Consider the following 17541-nt stretch of genomic DNA (forward strand, 5'->3'; position numbering starts at 1 on the left):
AGTGCCGGGAAAAGGGTCATCGCACTATAGGCAGGGCATTCTGGCATGTCAACAGGTATTTAACTGGTATTGATTATGGCGGCCAACTGGTACGGACTCACTCTTCTGTAAGGAGGCGAGTATTCAAGCCGTTGAGCGAATTGGTATCGCAATTGGTATTGCACGAAGCCGGTCGACCAGTGGCATGTTTGCCTGCGGGAAAAAGGGCACTGGCCAGGTCGGCAAAGTGGTATCGTTCATGGAATATCCCGAGTGAATACCCCCAATGCCCGACCTCTTGCCCCCGCACCTCCCGCCGTCGAACCTGGCGTTTGCCACCGGTGGCGGGGACATGGGCGCGCTGCTGCGCGCGCTCGACTGGGCGCATCATCCGCTTGGCCCGCTGGCGACCTGGCCGCAACCACTGCGCACCGCAGTGAGCCTGATGCTCGGTGCGCGCCAGCCCATGTATGTGGCCTGGGGGCCGGCGCTGCACCTGCTCTACAACGATGCCTATCGCGTCGTTCTGGGCGCGCGCGGCGCGCATCCCGAACAGACGTTGGGCCAGCCGTTTGCCGAGGTCTGGGCCGATGTCTGGGACGAGGTCTGCCCGATGCTGTCTGCCACGCTGCAGGGCAATCCGGTGCACGCAGAAGACCATGGCTTCGTCGTGCACCGCAACGGCTACCCGGAGCAGATCTACGCCACCTTCTCGACCATCGCGCTGCGTGACGAAGCGGGGCAGGTGGCCGGCGTGTGCTGCATGTGCGCCGAAACCACGGCCCAGGTGCTGGCCGCGCAACAGCGCGACCACGCGCTGCACGAGCTGGAGACGACCAATGAAAAGCTGCGCATCGCGGCCGATGCCGGCGAATTCGGCCTGTTCGACCATTCGCTGACCCAGTGCGACATCGTCTGGAACACGCACGCGCGCACGCATTTCGGGGTGCCGCCCGACGGGCCGGTGACCCACACCTTGATCGATGCCGCGTTTCATCCGGACGACCGCGAGCGCGTCGTGGCCAAGGTGGTGGCGCTGCTGGCTGCGCCCGGAGATGGCCACTACCGCGACGAATACCGCACGGTGAGCGCCATCGATGGCCGCGAACGCTGGATCGCGGCCAGCGGGCGCCTGCTGCGCGATGCAGCGGGCGCCCCGGAACGCCTGGTCGGCACCACGCTCGACATCACCAGCCGCAAGCTGTTCGAAGCGAGCGCGCGCGCCACCGCAAGCGAAGCCATGGCCGCAGCCGAAGCGAATGCCAAGTTCCGCACGTTCTTCGAGCAGGGCACGCACTTCGGCATCCTGATGACGCCTAGCGGCACGCTGATCGAAGCCAATCGCGTGGCGCTCGACGCCGGCGGCTACGCGCGCGGCGACGTGCTGGGGCGCCCGTTCCAGGCCTGCGGCTGGTGGAGCGGCTCGCCCAAGGTGGCGGCCGAGATTGCGGCCTGCGTCGTGCTGGCCGCGGGCGGCGAGCGTGTGCGCTGCGAGCTGCCGTACTTCGTGGCAGGCGGCGGCGAGCGCTTCATCGATCTCGTCATCGCACCGGTCATGGGGGACGACGGCGCCTTGCTGTTCGTGGCCGCCACCGGCAGCGACATCACCGAGCGGCGCCAGGTCGAAGAGCGCCTGCGCATGCTCGACGCGATCGGCGAAGCCACGCGCGTTGCGCACGATCCGAAGACGATCATGGACGAGGCCACGCGCCTGCTGGGCCAATACCTGGACGTCACGCGCGTGGCCTATGCGGACGTCGAGGCCGACAACGACCGCTTCACGATCCGTCACGACTGGGTGACACCGGGGGCCATCAGCACCGTGGGCGTGTATTCGCTCGACCTGTTCGGCTCGCGCGCCCGCGCCGACATGCGCGAAGGCCGCACGCTGCTGATCCACGACGTCGAGCGCGAACTGACGGACGAAGACGGCGCCGCGATGTTCACCCAGATCGACGTCAGGGCCATCATCTGCTGCCCGCTGGTCAAGGGCGGCAGGCTGGCGGCGATGATGGCGGTGCATCAGCGCACGCCGCGCGTCTGGACAGCGGGCGAGGTGGCGCTGGTCGAGGCGGTGGTCGAGCGCTGCTGGGCGCATATCGAACGGGTGCGCGCCATGGAAGCGTTGCACGACGCCGACCGCCGCAAGTCGGAGTTTCTCGCCACGCTGGCGCACGAGCTGCGCAACCCGCTGGCGCCGATCCGCAACGGTCTCGAAATCATGCGCATGGGCGCGGACAAGCCGGGGAGCGCCTTGCGGCTGGGCGGCGTGCGCGCAATGATGGAGCGCCAGGTCGGCCACATGGTCCACCTGATCAACGACCTGCTCGACATCGCGCGCGTCTCGAGCGGCAAGCTGGTACTGCAGATGCAGCCGGTCGATTTGCGCGACGTGATCGCAACGGCCATCGAAACCAGTAAACCGCTGATCGACGCTGCCGGCCATGGGTTGTCGGTCGATCTGCCGCTGCTGCCGGTGCCGGTCGACGTCGATCCGGTGCGCATCAGCCAGGTGGTGAGCAATCTGTTGTCGAATGCCGCCAAGTACACGCCGCACGGCGGGCGTATCGTGCTGACGGCGCGCATCGAGGGGGACGAAGCGGTGGTGACGGTGCGCGATAACGGCGTGGGCATCGCGGCCGACATGCTGGCGGCCGTGTTCGAGATGTTCACCCAGGTGGCGCGCAGCATCGAGCGCGCCAACGGCGGACTGGGGATCGGGCTCTCGCTCGTGCGGCGCCTGGTCGAACTGCATGACGGCGCGGTCAGCGCGCAGAGCGCTGGCGTGGGCCTGGGCAGCAGCTTTGCCGTGCGCCTGCCGTTGATGACGGCGGCGCTCGTCGCGCCGCCGGAGCCTGCGCCGGGGGCGGCCGGCGCGCAGCATGGCGGGCAAGGCGTCGCATTGCAGGTGCTGGTCGCGGACGACAACGTCGATGCCGCCGCCACGCTGGCGGCGCTGCTCGAGATTGCCGGCCACACGGTGCGCGTCGTGCACGACGGCGCGGCGGCGGTGGAAGAAGCCGCGCGCTTCCGGCCTGACCTCGTGTTCCTCGATATCGGCATGCCGCTCATGGACGGCTACGAAGCGGCGCGCCGCCTGCGCCAGCTGCCCGCGCTCGATGGCGTCATGCTGGTGGCGCTGACCGGCTGGGGCACCGAGGAAGACCGCGCCCGCTCGCGCGCGGCGGGTTTTGATCGCCACCTGCTCAAGCCGGCCTTGCCGGACGACGTCGAGGCGGTGCTGGCCGCGGCCACCGCAGCAACGGCGGCAGCGGCGCGTGCGCCGGCATGATCCGGCACTTGGCTGCCCGGGCGCCACGCAGTGTCATAATGGGCGCCGCTGAAGGAGAGTATCGCCATGATCCGCCCGGTTGTTGCCTGCCGTACCAATAAGCTGCTGCTGCTCGCCGGCCTCGTGCTGGCCTGCGCCGCAGCCGCGGCGGGCGCGGCGCCATCGACGTTCGGGCCGGTGATCGGCAGCGCGCTCCTGTGCCGCAGCCAGCTCGATAACGCCTACTTCCACGCCTATCTCACCGAATCCTTCGGCCCGGCCTACAAGCGCGAGGGCGGGGCCTACTGGTTCCGCACCGAGGCGTCGTTGTGGGGTTCAAAGGTGGAACAAGTGATGGTCAGCGACGACACGAGCGCGGTGGTGTTCGTGGCCGCGATCCTCGAGGCCAAGCCCGACGAACTGGAAAAGTCGGTGCGCGCGGCGGTGGGTACGCCGTTTCGCGCGGCCGACGGCTCACGCTACCCGTTGCGCAAGTCGATCCCCGGCAGCACGATCGCTTACGCGAACGACAAAAGCAAAATATACTGCGCCAAGTTCAAGCCGCAGAGCAGCCCGCAGAGCATCCCGCCGAGTATCCGTTAGTCATTCATGTACAACCACTATTTCCAGCTCACGCACTCGCCATTTTCAATCGCCCCCGATCCGCGCTACCTGTTCATGAGCGAACGGCACCGCGAAGCGCTGGCGCACCTGCTGTACGGGATCGGCAGCGGCGGCGGGTTCGTGCTGCTCACCGGCGAGATCGGCGCCGGCAAGACCACGGTCTGCCGCTGCTTCATCGAGCAGGTGCCCGCAAACTGCCGCCTGGCCTACATCTTCAATCCGCGCCTGACGGCGCAGGAGCTGCTGCAGACCGTGTGCGACGAGCTGCATATCGAGGTGGCGCCGGCGGCCGCTGGCGCGGGCGTGAAGGGGTATGTGGATGCGATCAACCGCTACCTGCTGGCGTCGCACGCGCAAGGCCTGAACAACGTGCTGGTGATCGACGAGGCGCAGAACCTGTCGAGCGACGTGCTCGAGCAGCTGCGCCTGCTGACCAATCTCGAAACCAGCGAGCGCAAGCTGCTGCAGATCATCCTGATCGGCCAGCCCGAACTGCGCACGATGCTTGCACGCCCCGAACTCGAACAACTGGCACAGCGCGTGATTGCACGCTACCACCTGGGGCCACTGGGCGAAGCCGAGACGGGTGCCTACATCGCGCACCGGCTGGCCGTGGCCGGCGCCATCGGCGTGCCATTCCCGCCCGCGCTGACGCCGCTGGTGCACCGCCTGGCGCATGGCGTGCCGCGCCGGATCAACCTGCTGTGCGACCGCGCGCTGCTGGGCGCCTACGTGGAAAACAGTCCGCAGGTCACGCGCGCCATCCTGCGCCGGGCGGCCACCGAAGTCTTTGCCGACGATCCGGCCGCGCGCCGTGCACGGCAGCGCTGGCCACTGCTGGCCGGCGGCGCGCTGGCCTGCGTGGCGCTGGGCGCGGCGGCGTGGCAGATGCTGCCGCAGCATGCGGCGCAGCCGGCGGCGGCTGGGGTTGCGGCGGTCAAGCCGGCGCCGGTTGCTTCGGCTGCACCGAGTAAGCCCAAACCTGTCGCCGTCGCTGCCGCTGCACCAGGCGCGCCGCTGCCGACGCTCGAGAACGAGACCGCAGCGCTGGGCGCACTGGCAGCGCTGTGGGGGCCGTCATTTGCCAACCTGGCCGGCGCCGATCCGAAGGCTGTCTGCGAGGCCGCGCTGCGCGCCAATCTGCGCTGCCATGCGGGGCGGGGCGGCGTGTATGAACTGCGCCTGCTCGACCGGCCGGCCGTGGTCACGCTGCACGACGGCCCGCGCACCGGCCATGCGGTGCTGGTCGGGATGGACGAGCGCAGCGTCACGCTGGCGCAGGGCGACCGGCGCGAGCGCGTCGACATCGCTGCCTTTGTCGCGCACTTCGGTGGCGAGTTCACCACCTTCTGGCGCATGCCGGCGGCGTTTCGCGATGTCGTCGCCCAGGGCGACCGCGGGCCGGACGTCGACTGGATCGCCCAACGACTTGCAGGCCTGCACAGCGCCACGGCGCCGGCGCTTGATGCGCCGCTCGACGCGCGCACCAGGGAGTGGTTGCGCGCCTTCCAGGCCGCGCAGGATCTGAAGGCCGATGGCGTGGCCGGGCCGCGCACTTATATGCGTCTGAACCAGTTGTCGAACGTGGCCGAGCCCCGTTTGCTGGCCACTGGCGGGACGGGAAGCTGATATGTCGTACATTCTCGAAGCACTCAAGAAGGCGCAAGCCGAACGCCAGCTGGGCAACGCCCCGACCATCCACGCACCGGCGCCGTCGTACGCCGCGCCGCGCGCAGGGCAGGGCGTGCAGCGGCGCTACCTGGCGCTTGGCGCGGGCGCCGTCGTGGTCGCAGCGGCAGTGGCGCTGCTGTGGCCGCGTTTTGCGAGCGAGCAGCCGGTGCGGCTGGCAGCCGTGACGCCGCCTGCAGCGGTGCTGGCAACTGCGCCAGCGACCGCCCCGGTAGCGACGCCTGCACCGCCCGCTGCTGTCATCCCCGCACCCGCCCCGGTTGTTCAGCCCGCACCTGCACCTGCACCGGTGGCCGAAGCCCGGCCAGTACGTGTGAAGCCCGCACCGACGCCGGTCGTGCCGGCGGCATCATCATCACCACAGCCGTCACCGCAGCAGCGCGAGACCGCGCCTGCGCCTGCCACCGTGGCCCCGCAGCCGGTCGGCGACGACCAGCTGCGCACCCTGCAGCAGTTGCCGGATACCCTGCAGCGCGAAATCCCCAAGGTCGTGTTTGGCGGCTACATCTATTCGCCGACGCCTGGCGAGAGCCTGCTGCTGGTCGACAAGATGCTGCGCCGCGAGGGCGAGGAGGTCGCGCCGGGCCTCGTGCTCGAGCGGCTCACGCCCAAGGCCGCCGTGATGAATTACCGTGGAACCCGCTACCGTGCTGCCTACTGAATCGGATTCACGCGTGTCCGGCCCCGTACTGGCGGTGGTCGGCTGGTCGGGTAGCGGCAAGACGACGCTGCTCGAGCATCTCGTCGCCGGGCTGTCCGGCGCCGGCCTGCGCGTCAATATCGTCAAGCACAGCCACCACGATATCGAGCTCGAGCCGCCGCGCAAGGACAGTGCGCGCCTGCGCCTGGCCGGGGCGGCCGAGGTCATGATCGCCTCGCCGTACCGGATCGCCATCATGCGTGAGCTGCGCGCGGCCCCCGAGCCGCCGCTGGCCGAGCTGCTGGGGCGCCTGTCGCCGGCCGACCTGACGCTGGTGGAGGGTTACAAGTGGGAGTCGCTGCCGAAGCTGGAAGTGCATCGCCCGGCGCTCGACAAGCCGGCCTTGTACATTGACGATGCGACGATCGTGGCGGTGGTGTCGGACGTGGCCCGTCCCGCGGCGCTGCGCGCCGGCGTGGCCTGGCTCGACCTGAACGACATCGGCGCGGTGCTGGCCTGGGTGGGCAAATGGGCCGGCGCCAACCCTCAAGTTCCCGCTGGCGGCGTCGTTAAAGACTGACGAGTCTTATTCTGGAGGAAGATATGGACGTCACGAATATCGCCAAGCTGGCGACCAGCATGGCAGAAACCGGTATCCGTCAGGAAGTGGGCATGACGATGCTCAAGCGCGCCATGGACATCGAAGCCTCGTCGGCAGCGCAGATGATCGCCTCGCTCCCGCAGCCGCAGAACCTGCCGGCGCACCTGGGCAATTCGATCAACACGAAGGCGTGAGCAACCCGGCGCGATGCCGGGTTTTTTCGTTATGGCTTAGTGTATAGCTCAGTGAAACGCGCGCAGGATGCGCGATTCGCCCGAGCGGTCCGCGAACTGCTCGTTGGCCAGGCGCGTAGCGGCCATCATGCGTTCGAGCTGGGCGTCCTCGAAACGGGACAGCTCTTCATTGGCCGCTTCCAGCGCCAGCGACAGTTTGGTCCGGGCGCTCTGATACAGCGCGCTCGAGTATTGGTCCGTATTCTTGAGCAGTTCTTCCGCGTTTTCGATCACGAGGCGCAAGTCACCGATGAGTTGCTCTTGCGACTGGACGCGGGTTTCCGGGGTTTCCATCGATTTCACCTATAAGCCGTTGATTAACGTCTTAAAATATAAACAAGGAAGCCCGGTTCTGTTTGTTAAGCCGCAAACATAACAAGCTGTCTTTCTGTCTATTTTTTAGCGAACCGTGATTTCGACGTCGCCCAGCGTGACCACTTGGCCGGTACGGATCTTGGCCGTCTTGCGCAATTCCTGCTTGCCGTCGACCTTGACCACGCCACTGGCGACCAGGTTCTTGCCGGCGCCGCCGCTGTCGACCAGGCCGGCCAGCTTGAGTAGCTGGTTGACTTCGACAAATTCCGATGTCAACTCGAATTCGATTTTTTGCATGTTTTCCTCGGGTGTGAAAAGGGCGGCCTGATGGTTACAAGGCCGCCCGGGTACTGGGTGTTTATTCGACCGGATCGGGCCGCGTCATATCGATCGGCACGATCCACTGGTCAAACTGCTGATCGTCGACAAAACCGCTTTGCAGGGCGGCCTGGCGCAGGGTCAGGCCTTCCTTCGATGCGGTCTTGGCAATCTGCGCGGCGCGATCATACCCGATGTGTGGCGCCAGTGCCGTCACCAGCATCAGCGATTTTTCCATCAGTTCGCCGATACGGACCAGGTTCGGCTCGATGCCCTGGGCGCAGTGCGTGTCGAACGAGCGCATGCCGTCGGCCAGCAGGCGCGCACTTTGCAGGAAGTTATGGGCGATCATTGGCTTGAACACATTGAGCTCGAAGTTGCCCTGCGAGCCGCCGACGGTGATCGCGACATCGTTGCCGAACACCTGGCAGCAAAGCATCGTCAATGCTTCGCACTGGGTCGGGTTGACCTTGCCCGGCATGATCGAGCTGCCCGGTTCATTTTCAGGGATGGTAATTTCGCCCAGGCCCGAGCGTGGGCCGGACGCCATCCAGCGGATGTCGTTGGCGATTTTCATCAGCGCCGTGGCCAGCAGCTTGAACGCGCCGTGGGCCGAGACCATTGCGTCATGCCCGGCCAGCGCCATGAATTTGTTCGGCGCTGTCTTGAACGACAAGCCGGTGCGCGAACCGAGTTCGGCCGCGATGCGCGGTGCGAAATCGGGATGGGCATTGAGGCCCGTGCCCACGGCAGTGCCGCCGGCCGCCAGTTGCAGCAGGCCCGACAAGGTGGACTTGAGCGCGCTTTCGGCAAATTCGAGCTGGGCGACGTAGCCGGAAAATTCCTGGCCAAGCGTCAGCGGCGTCGCATCCTGCAGGTGGGTGCGGCCGATCTTGACGATCGGCTCGAAGTCGCGCGATTTGCGCAGCAGCGTGCCGCGCAATTGCGCCAGGGCAGGCAGGACTTCCTTGGCCAGTGCCCAGGCAGCAGCCACGTGCATTGCGGTGGGGAAGATGTCGTTGGACGACTGGCCCATATTGACGTGGTCGTTCGGGTGCAGCAGGCGTGCTTCGCCGCGCTCGCCGCCGAGCAGCTCGGAGCCGCGGTTGGCCAGAACCTCGTTCATGTTCATATTGCTTTGCGTGCCTGAGCCGGTCTGCCACACGGCCAGCGGGAATTCGCCGGGATGGCGCCCGTCCAGCACTTCGTCGGCCGCGCGGATGATGGCGTCGGCCTTGTCGGCTGGCAGCTTGCCCAGCGAGCGGTTGACGGCGGCCGCGGCGCGCTTGACCTGGGCGAGGGCGGCGACCAGTTCGGGCGCCATGCGTTCGGTCGAGATGTGGAAGTGGTGAAGCGAGCGCTGGGTCTGCGCACCCCACAAATTGTCTTGTGGCACTTCGATGGGACCAAAGCTGTCTTTCTCAATCCTGTTTTCCATGGACATGTCCTGATATGCAAGAGGCTGGGATTAAAGAGTTTATCCCAATGTCCGTTAATGACGCTTGGGCTTCACTTTTGTTAGTTGCTATGGCCAGCCGCCTCCCTGTATTCATCACGTGTGCTTTGCTCTCCTGCGGCGTCGGCGCAGCCGAGCTTGGCGAACCGCGCATCAGTTCGTATATCGGCCAGCCGCTGGTGCTGGAACTCGAGCTGACTGCGCTGGCCTCGCCCGCGACCCCGGTCCAGGCACGCCTGGCGCATCCGGACGTGTACCGGGGCGCGAACATCGGCATGCCGGCCGTGCTGTCAACGCTGGCCATGCGTGTGAGTCAGCGCGATGGCCGTCAGTTCCTGCGCGTGACGTCGTCGGCACCCGTCGAATCGAGCCGCCTGCATTTGTATCTTGATTTGGCCGATGGCGGGACGCGCGATGTGCGTCTCGTGACGCTCTTCATTGCGCCGAATCCGAATCCACCGGCGCCAGCGGTTCCATTACCGGTTCCGGCACCGGTGCCGGTGCCCGCGAACGCGCCGGCACCGGTCGTGGCGGATCTTTCTGCTGCACCCGCTGCGGCGCCCAAGCCGATAACGGTCAAGCCAAGGCCACCGAAACCACCGAAGGCGCCGAAGCCGCCACATCCGGTCACACCGGCGACGCCGGTCGTCGCCGAGAAAGTGGCGCCGGCGCCTGAGCCTGCTGCAGTCACACCAACGTCGACGCCAGTGCCCAAGCCGCTGCCTGTTGCCTTGCCTGCATCTGCGTCTGCATCTGCATCTGCTGCGACCTGCGCACCGGCGTCCTCCGTCGACAATGCAACTGTGTGCGCCGCACTCGATGTCAAGAATGCCCAGTTGCGCGAGCAGATCGGCACGCTGGAAGACAAGGTGCGGGTGTTGCAGGTGGCGCTTGGCGCCAGCCCGTCCGCCGTCGTGCAGGACAAGGTCGCGCCGCGGGCCGCGCCACGGCCATCCCGCAAGCGGCCTGCGCCGGAACCGGAAGCGTCCACGCCGTGGGGCTGGATCGCCGGCGCAGTGGTCGCCGTCCTCGGGGCCGCGTGTGGCACGCTGTTCCTCCTGCGCCGTCGCAAGCGGGCAGCGCCAATGATCCAGCCCATGCCGCGTACCTCACTGATGGCCCGTCTGCGGCAGCGTTTTGCGCGCAAAACGAAGGCGCCGGTGCCGGTCGAACCACAGCTGGACGAGCCGCACAATGAAATGTCTACACAACTTTGATTTTGCGCTATAATTGCTTCGTGATCGACAAGGTCACAGACAGCACAGGGTCTGGCGCAGTCACCAACGATAGGTGGCGCGATCAGCAGACGACCGTTGAGGAAACGCCTGTGTCTGGAAGCAGTTCGCTTGCCTACAGTGGCAACGGACGCCGGCAGCAACCGGCACGAGGCGACGCCAGCAGATAGCTGGGGTTCGTCCTCTCACCGAATTCGCCACCCGGCTTCCAGCCCCGTGGCCACCAAAGCGCCCACCGGGCGCTTTTTTGTTGCCGGTGCCCGTTTGGCACCTTTCGTTTGCCTGCCCATAAAAAAAGCACCCGAAGGTGCCTTGATCGATGATCCGATGGCGGATCAGTGTGCGTGCAGGGCGCGACCGACTTGATCGTCCCATGGATCGGTCACGTCGCGAATGGCGCGGTCATTGGCCATCAATTGTTTCAACAGGTCGACCTTGCTGAGGCGCTTGGCGCCTGTCAGTTCCGGCATGCCAGCGACTGCCGGGGCTGCCTGAGCTCGGGCTTCCATATTCAATTGCGCAAACTCGTGCCAGTCGCCCGCCTTGGCGGCATGCGTCATCTGGCCCGTCAGGCCAGCCAGGTTTTCGTACATCGCAAGGACATCATCTGCGTTCATAAGGTTACCAAAGCATGGTTTCTCAGGCCGGATTCCCGGTTGTCTGAATCATTTACGGATGGGCATGTGGAAACTTTAGGGTAGCCCAGGAAATATTTTTAATGTTTTTTGCATGGCTGCACATGGCGCAAGCTGCGCGCCCGCTGGCATACTGTGCGCATGAACCATGACGACATCTCCCGCAGTACTCTCCAACACTACAACGAGCATGCCGAGGATTTCTTTGCCGGTACGATTGACCATGACGTAAGTCAAAACATTGCCGCTTTGCTGGGTGCGATCACAACGCCAGCGCCGCACACGATCCTCGACCTGGGTTGCGGGCCCGGGCGCGACCTCAAGACCTTCAGCGGCCTTGGCCATCGCGCCATCGGCGTGGACGGCAGTGAACGGTTTGTCGCCATGGCCCGGGAATACAGTGGTTGCGAAGTATGGCAGCAGGATTTTTTGCACCTGGATTTGCCGCCGGCAATGTTCGATGGCATCTTTGCCAATGCAGTGCTGTTCCACGTTCCGAGCGCGGCGTTGCCGCACACGCTCGATCAGTTGTTCGGCACGCTCAAACCGGGCGGGGTGCTGTTCACGTCGAACCCGCGGGGCGAGAACCAGGAAGGCTGGAACGGCGAGCGCTACGGTACCTACCATGACTACGACAGCTGGGAGCGCTTCCTGCTCTCGGCCGGCTTTGTGGCATTGCATCACTATTACCGGCCGCCCGGTTTGCCGCGCGAGCAACAACCGTGGCTGGCAAGTGTCTGGCGCAAACCCATGTGTTAAGCGCCGCACAGAACTAACCGAAAGTTACTCCTAGTGTGAAGTCTCATCCACGTCACGGGCAAGGAGATTGCAATGAACAAGGATCAAGTCAAGGGCAAGACCAAGGAAGTCGCCGGCAAGGTGCAGCAGAAGGTTGGCGAAGCCGTTGGCAGCCGCCAGCAGCAGAGCGAAGGTCTGTCGAACCAGGCGGAAGGTAAGGCCCAGAAGAAAGTTGGCGACGTCAAGGAAATCGCAAAAGGCAATCGCTGATGCACTTGCGCTGATGTATCGCTGCTGATTGGTACGGCAGCATCACCAACAAAGCCGCGCAGTGCGCGGCTTTGCTTTTATCAGGACGCTTTCGCGGGACTGTCCCCGGGTCTATCTGCGGGTCTGTCACCCAGTATGTCTTCGATATACAGCATCTTGACCAGCACGGACAGCACGGCCGCCAGTGGCGTGGCCAGCGCGACGCCGGCGAAGCCGAACAGCGTGCCGAAGATCAGTTGCATCACAATTACGAGGGCGGGTGGCAGTTCGATGGCTTTCGCCTCGATCATCGGCTGCAACACATAACCTTCGAGCATATTGATCGCTGCAAACAGCAGCAGTGCATACAGCGCCAGGTCAGGGCTGATCGACAGCGCCAGCAAGACGGCTGGAATGCCCGCCATGATCGGCCCCAGGTAGGGGATGAAGTCGAGCAGGCCCGCGATCACGCCCAGAATCAGCGCCAGAGGTACGCCAAGCATGCTGAGGCCAACCGCCGTGGTGACGCCGACGATCAGCATCGAGACGGCCTTGCCCAGCAGCCAGCTGGACAGGTTGTCGCCCATCTCCTGCATGACCTCACGTGCGCGGCCACGCTTCTGTTGTGGCACGAGACGGATAAACCCTCCAGTGTAGACACCCGGCGACGCGGCAAAATAAATGCCTACGAAAATGATGATGACAATATTGCCCAGTGCGCCGATGATGCCGCTGAAGAACAGGCCGGCATTCGGTACGAGCGAACCCATCTGCTTGACGATGTCTTCGGGTGGCGGCAGCTCCGCCACGAGGCGCTTGAGCAGAGGATGTTGCGCGACTTCCGCTTGCAGGCGCTCTACGGCCGCAGGGATATCCTTGGCCAGCTGACCCGATTGCTCGGAAATCTGCGGCGCCATTGCCCAGCCGCCCAGGCCAAAGATGGCAGTGAGCAGCAGCACGACAATGACCAGGGCGATATTGCGTTTGATACCCGTGCGTTGATGCAGCAGCGCGCTCAGTTTGTAGAGCAGGATCGAAAACAGGATGCAGGCAAAGATCAGCAGCAGCGCGTCGGCGGCGAGCACGACTGCTGCCAGTCCCAGAATGAACAGGACGCCGATACCGTTGACGAGTGTGACGCGGCGCGCGAGCTTGCGCTGGGTGAGGGGAGTCTCGGGGGCCGTTGCGTCGGAAGATGGCGGTGTGTGGGGATTCATGATGGTGTTCGATCGCGCATTAGAATGTTATTGGAATTGGTGTAGTCAAAACCGCTTTACGACAACTGGTGTAGTTACAGCTGGTGTTGGTAAAACGATAGCATTCTTAACGGCAAGATGGCGCATCGTTCGATCGTTGCACTAAGTGCGTGCGCTAACAGAAGAGCTGGAAGCATTGCGTTAATCTGTACTCATCGCATCGCCAACCGGCCATGCCAAATCACAGGAGATCACCATGAACAAAGACCAAGTCGAAGGCAAACTGAAAGAAGTTGGCGGCAAAATCCAAGAAGGCGCCGGCAAACTGGTGGACAGCAAGGAACAGCAAGCCAAAGGCCTGGCAAACCAGGTTGAAGGCAAAGTCCAGAACGCAGCTGGCGACGTGCGTGAAGCAGCAGAAGACGCAGCTGACCGCGCAAACCGTCCACGTCCATAATAGGGACTCATTCACCAGCCGCTGATAGCGGCAGGTGAATGGACGAAGAAAAAGCCGCATCGTTTCCGATGCGGCTTTTTTACGTCTGGTGCAACCGCCTTATTTTGCCGGCGTCTCAGCCAGATGGCGTTTGAAGTACGCTTCAATCAAGCCATACACGTGGCGCTGGCTGGTACGTCCCGAGATGCCATGCTTGGCACCCGGGTACGTCATGAGGTCGAATTGCACGTTGCGCTTGACGAGCTCATCGATCAAAAGCGTGGTGTTCGAGAACAGCACGTTGTCGTCGGCCATGCCGTGCACCAGCAGCAATGGCGACTTCATGCCATCCAGATGCGCAAACACGCCGCTGCGTTTATAGGCTTCCGGATCGCCCTTCGGCGTCGCGCCGACGAACTGTTCGGTGTAGTGGGTGTCGTACAGCGACCAGTCGGTCACCGGCGCCACCGACACGCCCATCGCGATCTTGTCCGATGCGGCCGACAGCAAACGCAGCGTCATGAAACCGCCGTAGCTCCAGCCGAACACGCCGATGCGCTTTGGATCGACAAAGCTCTGCTTGGCCAGCCAGTCGATGCCGGTCACCTGATCTTCGACTTCGTGCTTGCCCAGATTGTTGTACAGCACGTCGGTGAAGGCGCGCTCGCGGCGGCCCGAACCACGGTTATCGAGGCGGAATACCACGAAACCCTGCTGCGCCATGTACTGGTCAAAGTAATTGCCCCAAGCGCGGGTCACGCGCTGCGAGTGCGGGCCGCCATAGGTGAACAGGAACACCGGATAGCGCTTGCTCGCATCGAAATTGGCCGGCTTGATGATCGAATAGTGCAGCGTCTGGCCATCGTTGGCCTTCATCGTGCCGTATTCGGTGGCCAGGTGGTCGGCCATGTGGCGCGTGTACGGGTGATTGGCATTGAGCTCGTTCTTTTCGATCCACTCGACCATTGCGCCATCGGCGCGGCGGATCGACACTTGCGGCGGCGTGCGCGGGTTCGAATAGGTGTCGACGAACAATTTGCCATTGCCGGCAAACGCGGCATCGTGCCAGCCGTCGCCCTGCGTGATGCGGGCCGGCTTGTCGGCGCTGCTGCCGTCCAGGGCCAGTGCATAGGTCTGCTTGTCGATCACGGCGTCGCGGTTCGACGACACGTACACCTTGCCGGCGCCTTCATCGACCGCCAGCACATCGTCCACGCCCCACGTACCGCGCGAGATCGGATGCAGCAGCTTGCCGTCCAGGTCGTACAGGTACAGGTGGTTGTAGCCGCTGCGCTCCGACGCCCAGATGAAGGCCTTGCGGTTTTTCAGGAAGCGCAGATCGTTGTGGATGCTGACCCAGGTCTTGGAGTTTTCCGAAAACAATGGCCGCTGCGCCAGCGAGCCGACGTCGACAGCCACCAGATCGAGGCGCTTCTGGTCACGCGTCTGGCGCTGGTACACGAGCGTCTTGGCGTCGGCGCTGAAATCGGCGCGCACCAGATAGATATCCTTGTCCGCGCCCAGGTCGACCTTGCGCTGCACGCCCGTGGCCGGGTCGACCAGCATCAGGTCGATCAGCACGTTCGGATCGCCCGCAGCCGGGTAGTGCTGGTCGATCACTTCAGTGCGATCGGCGAAGATCTCGAAGCGGCGCACGACCGGTACCGGCGCTTCATCGTAGCGGCGATAGGCAATGGCCGAATCGTCCGGCGCCCAGTAGTAGCCGGTGGTCTGGCTCATTTCTTCCTGCGCGATGAACTCGGCTGCGCCGTTGTGCACGGTGCCCTTGCCATCGGTGGTCAGTTGGCGCTCGGCGCCGCTTTTCAGGTCGATCACGACCAGGTTCTGGTCACGCACGAACGAGACATAGCGGCCGCGCGGCGAGATTTTCGGATCGGTCACGCTGCCCGAGGCGACCTTGCGTGCGTTCTCTGGCTTGGCCGCATCGACGAGGTACAGGTCACCACCGACCGGCACCAGCAACTGCTTGCCGTCCGGCGACCAGAAATAATTCAGGATGCCCGACAGACCGGCGGTGCGGGCGCGCTCACGGCGTGCTTTTTCTTCGAGTGACAAGGCCTCGTTCGGCACCAGTTGCTTCGAATCCACCAGGCGCTGCGTGGCCTTGCTCTTGGTATTGTATTCCCACAGGTCGAGACGGTACTGGTCGTCGGCGCGCGGGCGAAGGAAGGTCACGCGTTCACCGTCGGGCGACACGCGCAGGTTGCGCACACTGGCGCCGGCCAGCGAAGCGTCGCCATAAATACGGTCGAGGGTCAGACGTTCAGCCATGGCAGGAACGGCCGTGAGAGCGGCCAGAAGGACGAGGAGAGGGCGCATAGTTTCTCTGATGGATGTTTAATTGACAGCAACCGCGAGACGATACCAGAGTCAGACTGCCAGCGCTGTAATGACATGTCATAAAAAACTAGGACACCAACGCTTTCGCCACACCCTCACGGATACGCTGGCGCGCCAGCTTCTCGAATTGCCAGGTCAGCAGCACCGCCGCGACCGTCAACGCGAACACGAGGCCGATCCAGAACCCGGTGGCCTCCATCGGCGCCGCGGGCGTCCACGGGAACCATTGCGGCGCCAGCCCCAGCACGCAACCGAGTGGCAGCGACAAGCCCCAGAAAGAGACCAGCTGGATCACCATCGGCGGGCGCGTTACCTGGTAGCCACGGATGGCCGAGGCGGTGGCCACCTGGGTCGCGTCCGACAACTGGAACAGCGCCGCGAACAGCAGCAGGTGGGCCGTCACTTGCTGCACGGCCGGATCGGACGTGTAGGCGGCTGCGATTTCCCAGCGGAAGATGGCGATGAACAATGCTGCCAGAGCGCCAAACGTCAGCGACACGCCCACGCCGACCCAGCCGACGAAGCGCGCCCGCACCGGGTCGCCTTCGCCCATCGCCTGGCCGACGCGGGTAAGCATGCCAATGGCGAAACTGAGTGGCAGCATGAACACGAGCGACGCAAAATTGAGCGCGATCTGGTGCGCCGAGACTTGCACGACGCCATAGCGCGCCACCAGCAGGCTGATCAGGCCAAAGGCGCTGACCTCGGCAAAGTACGTCACGCCGATCGGCAGGCCCAGGCGCAGCATGCTGCCGATGGCTGCGGCGTTCGGCCCTTCGAAGCGGTCGAACGGGTAGGTCATGCGGTAGGCCGGCGAGCGCCGCACCCACCACAGCATCACGCCCAGCATCAGCCACATGCCGCTGGCCGTGGCAATCGCGCAGCCAACCGCGCCCAGGCGCGGAAAGCCCAGCTCCCCAAAGACGAGCAACCAGCTCACCAGCGTGTTGTACAGCAGACCGAAAATGGCAATCCACATGATCGGCTTGGTCTGGTTGATGCTCGTCGTGTACCCGTACAGCGCGCGGTAGACGCCAAAGGCCGGCAAGCCGACGCTGATCACGTGCACGACCAGCGACGCCCGCGCGGCCACATGGGCATCGAGGCCGACATGGTCGAACAGCAGCGTGCACAGGTTGGCAAACAGCATCGCAATGGTGCCGACCAACAGGCCTTTCCACATTGCCTGACGCACCGAGTGGGGCACCTGGTCGTGCCGCGCGGCGCCCATTTCGTGCGCGACGACGGTATTGATCGCCATCATCGTGCCCATCACGGTCACCAGCACGATCGACCACACGGCCGTGCCAAGCGACACCGCCGCCAGTTCTTCGGCGCTGACGTGCCCGGTCATGGCGACATCGACCACGCCCATCCCGACCGTGGCCAGCTGGCCGACCAGCACGGGCCACGACAGGCGCCACAGGGTGAGAATTTCGGTACGGATCGGTGTGGCGGAGGTGGTCATGATGCAGGCTCGGCTTAGGGAACCCGTGATTTTACTGACTTATTGTCAAGGCCGGTGGAAGCCGCACTGTCCACGCGCTGCAACGTGTCGTTTATCC

At 64.4% G+C, this 17541-nt stretch carries 17 protein-coding genes; 10 read left to right on the plus strand and 7 right to left on the minus strand.

What is annotated here, in order from left to right; translation table 11 throughout:
• Positions 1–265: 265 nt before the first annotated feature.
• The 6 genes from ACZ0AJ_RS03700 (at position 266) to ACZ0AJ_RS03725 (ending at position 6998) form a co-directional block, all read left to right on the plus strand.
• Positions 266–3271, plus strand: coding sequence for a hybrid sensor histidine kinase/response regulator (locus ACZ0AJ_RS03700; protein WP_499453932.1), 3006 nt, complete (start codon positions 266–268; stop codon positions 3269–3271).
• 66 nt (positions 3272–3337) lie between these two features.
• Entirely contained in the window at positions 3338–3853 is a 516-nt protein-coding gene (locus ACZ0AJ_RS03705; protein WP_499452794.1) for a hypothetical protein, read from the plus strand.
• Between the two features lie 6 nt (positions 3854–3859).
• Complete coding sequence (locus tag ACZ0AJ_RS03710; protein WP_499453934.1) at positions 3860–5503, plus strand: AAA family ATPase; 1644 nt, start codon at positions 3860–3862, stop codon at positions 5501–5503.
• 1 nt (position 5504) lies between these two features.
• Positions 5505–6224 (plus strand): general secretion pathway protein GspB, encoded by a 720-nt coding sequence (locus tag ACZ0AJ_RS03715; RefSeq protein WP_499452796.1) that lies wholly within the window; start codon positions 5505–5507, stop codon positions 6222–6224.
• A 13-nt stretch (positions 6225–6237) separates the two neighbouring features.
• Entirely contained in the window at positions 6238–6783 is a 546-nt protein-coding gene (gene mobB, locus ACZ0AJ_RS03720) for a molybdopterin-guanine dinucleotide biosynthesis protein B (protein ID WP_499452797.1), read from the plus strand.
• A gap of 23 nt (positions 6784–6806) precedes the next feature.
• Positions 6807–6998, plus strand: coding sequence for a YjfB family protein (locus ACZ0AJ_RS03725; RefSeq protein WP_183549996.1), 192 nt, complete (start codon positions 6807–6809; stop codon positions 6996–6998).
• A 48-nt stretch (positions 6999–7046) separates the two neighbouring features.
• Here ACZ0AJ_RS03725 and ACZ0AJ_RS03730 read toward each other — a convergent pair whose 3' ends face one another.
• The 3 genes from ACZ0AJ_RS03730 to fumC form a co-directional block, all read right to left on the minus strand.
• A complete protein-coding gene (locus tag ACZ0AJ_RS03730) occupies positions 7047–7331 on the minus strand; it encodes a DUF883 family protein (RefSeq protein WP_499452798.1) in 285 nt (94 codons plus the stop codon).
• 105 nt (positions 7332–7436) lie between these two features.
• On the minus strand, positions 7437–7649 hold the full coding sequence (locus tag ACZ0AJ_RS03735; RefSeq protein ID WP_258836198.1) for an RNA-binding S4 domain-containing protein: 213 nt from the start codon (positions 7647–7649) through the stop codon (positions 7437–7439).
• A 61-nt stretch (positions 7650–7710) separates the two neighbouring features.
• A complete protein-coding gene (gene fumC, locus ACZ0AJ_RS03740; protein WP_499452799.1) occupies positions 7711–9108 on the minus strand; it encodes a class II fumarate hydratase in 1398 nt (465 codons plus the stop codon).
• An 89-nt stretch (positions 9109–9197) separates the two neighbouring features.
• On the opposite strand from fumC, the gene ACZ0AJ_RS03745 reads away from it, so the two are divergent.
• A complete protein-coding gene (locus ACZ0AJ_RS03745; protein WP_499453938.1) occupies positions 9198–10343 on the plus strand; it encodes a type IV pilus assembly protein FimV in 1146 nt (381 codons plus the stop codon).
• A gap of 353 nt (positions 10344–10696) precedes the next feature.
• On the opposite strand, the gene ACZ0AJ_RS03750 is transcribed toward ACZ0AJ_RS03745, so the two are convergent.
• Positions 10697–10978 (minus strand): flagellar protein FliT, encoded by a 282-nt coding sequence (locus ACZ0AJ_RS03750; protein WP_183550013.1) that lies wholly within the window; start codon positions 10976–10978, stop codon positions 10697–10699.
• A gap of 159 nt (positions 10979–11137) precedes the next feature.
• On the opposite strand from ACZ0AJ_RS03750, the gene ACZ0AJ_RS03755 reads away from it, so the two are divergent.
• Together ACZ0AJ_RS03755 and ACZ0AJ_RS03760 are read left to right on the plus strand one after the other, a co-directional pair.
• Positions 11138–11755: a class I SAM-dependent methyltransferase gene (locus ACZ0AJ_RS03755; RefSeq protein ID WP_499453940.1), complete on the plus strand. Its 618-nt coding sequence runs from the start codon at positions 11138–11140 to the stop codon at positions 11753–11755.
• A gap of 72 nt (positions 11756–11827) precedes the next feature.
• Positions 11828–12004, plus strand: coding sequence for a CsbD family protein (locus ACZ0AJ_RS03760; protein ID WP_183550018.1), 177 nt, complete (start codon positions 11828–11830; stop codon positions 12002–12004).
• Between the two features lie 80 nt (positions 12005–12084).
• Here ACZ0AJ_RS03760 and ACZ0AJ_RS03765 read toward each other — a convergent pair whose 3' ends face one another.
• Entirely contained in the window at positions 12085–13200 is a 1116-nt protein-coding gene (locus ACZ0AJ_RS03765) for an AI-2E family transporter (protein WP_499453942.1), read from the minus strand.
• Positions 13201–13435: 235 nt separating this feature from the next.
• Between ACZ0AJ_RS03765 and ACZ0AJ_RS03770 the strand changes: the two genes are divergently transcribed.
• A complete protein-coding gene (locus ACZ0AJ_RS03770) occupies positions 13436–13636 on the plus strand; it encodes a CsbD family protein (protein WP_183550021.1) in 201 nt (66 codons plus the stop codon).
• A 99-nt stretch (positions 13637–13735) separates the two neighbouring features.
• Here ACZ0AJ_RS03770 and ACZ0AJ_RS03775 read toward each other — a convergent pair whose 3' ends face one another.
• Together ACZ0AJ_RS03775 and ACZ0AJ_RS03780 are read right to left on the minus strand one after the other, a co-directional pair.
• The gene (locus ACZ0AJ_RS03775) at positions 13736–15955 is read right to left on the minus strand and encodes a S9 family peptidase (protein WP_499452803.1); all 2220 of its coding nucleotides are present in this window, start codon (positions 15953–15955) and stop codon (positions 13736–13738) included.
• 88 nt (positions 15956–16043) lie between these two features.
• A complete protein-coding gene (locus ACZ0AJ_RS03780) occupies positions 16044–17444 on the minus strand; it encodes an MATE family efflux transporter (protein ID WP_499452804.1) in 1401 nt (466 codons plus the stop codon).
• Between the last annotated feature and the right edge of the window lie 97 nt (positions 17445–17541).

The organism is Telluria sp. AC161, from assembly GCF_979258535.1.

Excerpts from the sequence above, each read along its gene's own strand:
- ACZ0AJ_RS03700 (WP_499453932.1), top strand. The coding sequence starts at position 266 with ATGCCCGACCTCTTGCCCCCGCACCTCCCGCCGTCGAACCTGGCGTTT.
- ACZ0AJ_RS03770 (WP_183550021.1), top strand. The coding sequence starts at position 13,436 with ATGAACAAAGACCAAGTCGAAGGCAAACTGAAAGAAGTTGGCGGCAAA.
- ACZ0AJ_RS03775 (WP_499452803.1), bottom strand. The coding sequence starts at position 15,955 with ATGCGCCCTCTCCTCGTCCTTCTGGCCGCTCTCACGGCCGTTCCTGCC.
- ACZ0AJ_RS03730 (WP_499452798.1), bottom strand. The coding sequence starts at position 7,331 with ATGGAAACCCCGGAAACCCGCGTCCAGTCGCAAGAGCAACTCATCGGT.
- fumC (WP_499452799.1), bottom strand. The coding sequence starts at position 9,108 with ATGGAAAACAGGATTGAGAAAGACAGCTTTGGTCCCATCGAAGTGCCA.
- ACZ0AJ_RS03745 (WP_499453938.1), top strand. The coding sequence starts at position 9,198 with ATGGCCAGCCGCCTCCCTGTATTCATCACGTGTGCTTTGCTCTCCTGC.
- ACZ0AJ_RS03735 (WP_258836198.1), bottom strand. The coding sequence starts at position 7,649 with ATGCAAAAAATCGAATTCGAGTTGACATCGGAATTTGTCGAAGTCAAC.
- ACZ0AJ_RS03755 (WP_499453940.1), top strand. The coding sequence starts at position 11,138 with ATGAACCATGACGACATCTCCCGCAGTACTCTCCAACACTACAACGAG.
- ACZ0AJ_RS03705 (WP_499452794.1), top strand. The coding sequence starts at position 3,338 with ATGATCCGCCCGGTTGTTGCCTGCCGTACCAATAAGCTGCTGCTGCTC.
- ACZ0AJ_RS03710 (WP_499453934.1), top strand. The coding sequence starts at position 3,860 with ATGTACAACCACTATTTCCAGCTCACGCACTCGCCATTTTCAATCGCC.
- ACZ0AJ_RS03765 (WP_499453942.1), bottom strand. The coding sequence starts at position 13,200 with ATGAATCCCCACACACCGCCATCTTCCGACGCAACGGCCCCCGAGACT.
- ACZ0AJ_RS03780 (WP_499452804.1), bottom strand. The coding sequence starts at position 17,444 with ATGACCACCTCCGCCACACCGATCCGTACCGAAATTCTCACCCTGTGG.
- ACZ0AJ_RS03725 (WP_183549996.1), top strand. The coding sequence starts at position 6,807 with ATGGACGTCACGAATATCGCCAAGCTGGCGACCAGCATGGCAGAAACC.
- ACZ0AJ_RS03715 (WP_499452796.1), top strand. The coding sequence starts at position 5,505 with ATGTCGTACATTCTCGAAGCACTCAAGAAGGCGCAAGCCGAACGCCAG.
- ACZ0AJ_RS03750 (WP_183550013.1), bottom strand. The coding sequence starts at position 10,978 with ATGAACGCAGATGATGTCCTTGCGATGTACGAAAACCTGGCTGGCCTG.
- ACZ0AJ_RS03760 (WP_183550018.1), top strand. The coding sequence starts at position 11,828 with ATGAACAAGGATCAAGTCAAGGGCAAGACCAAGGAAGTCGCCGGCAAG.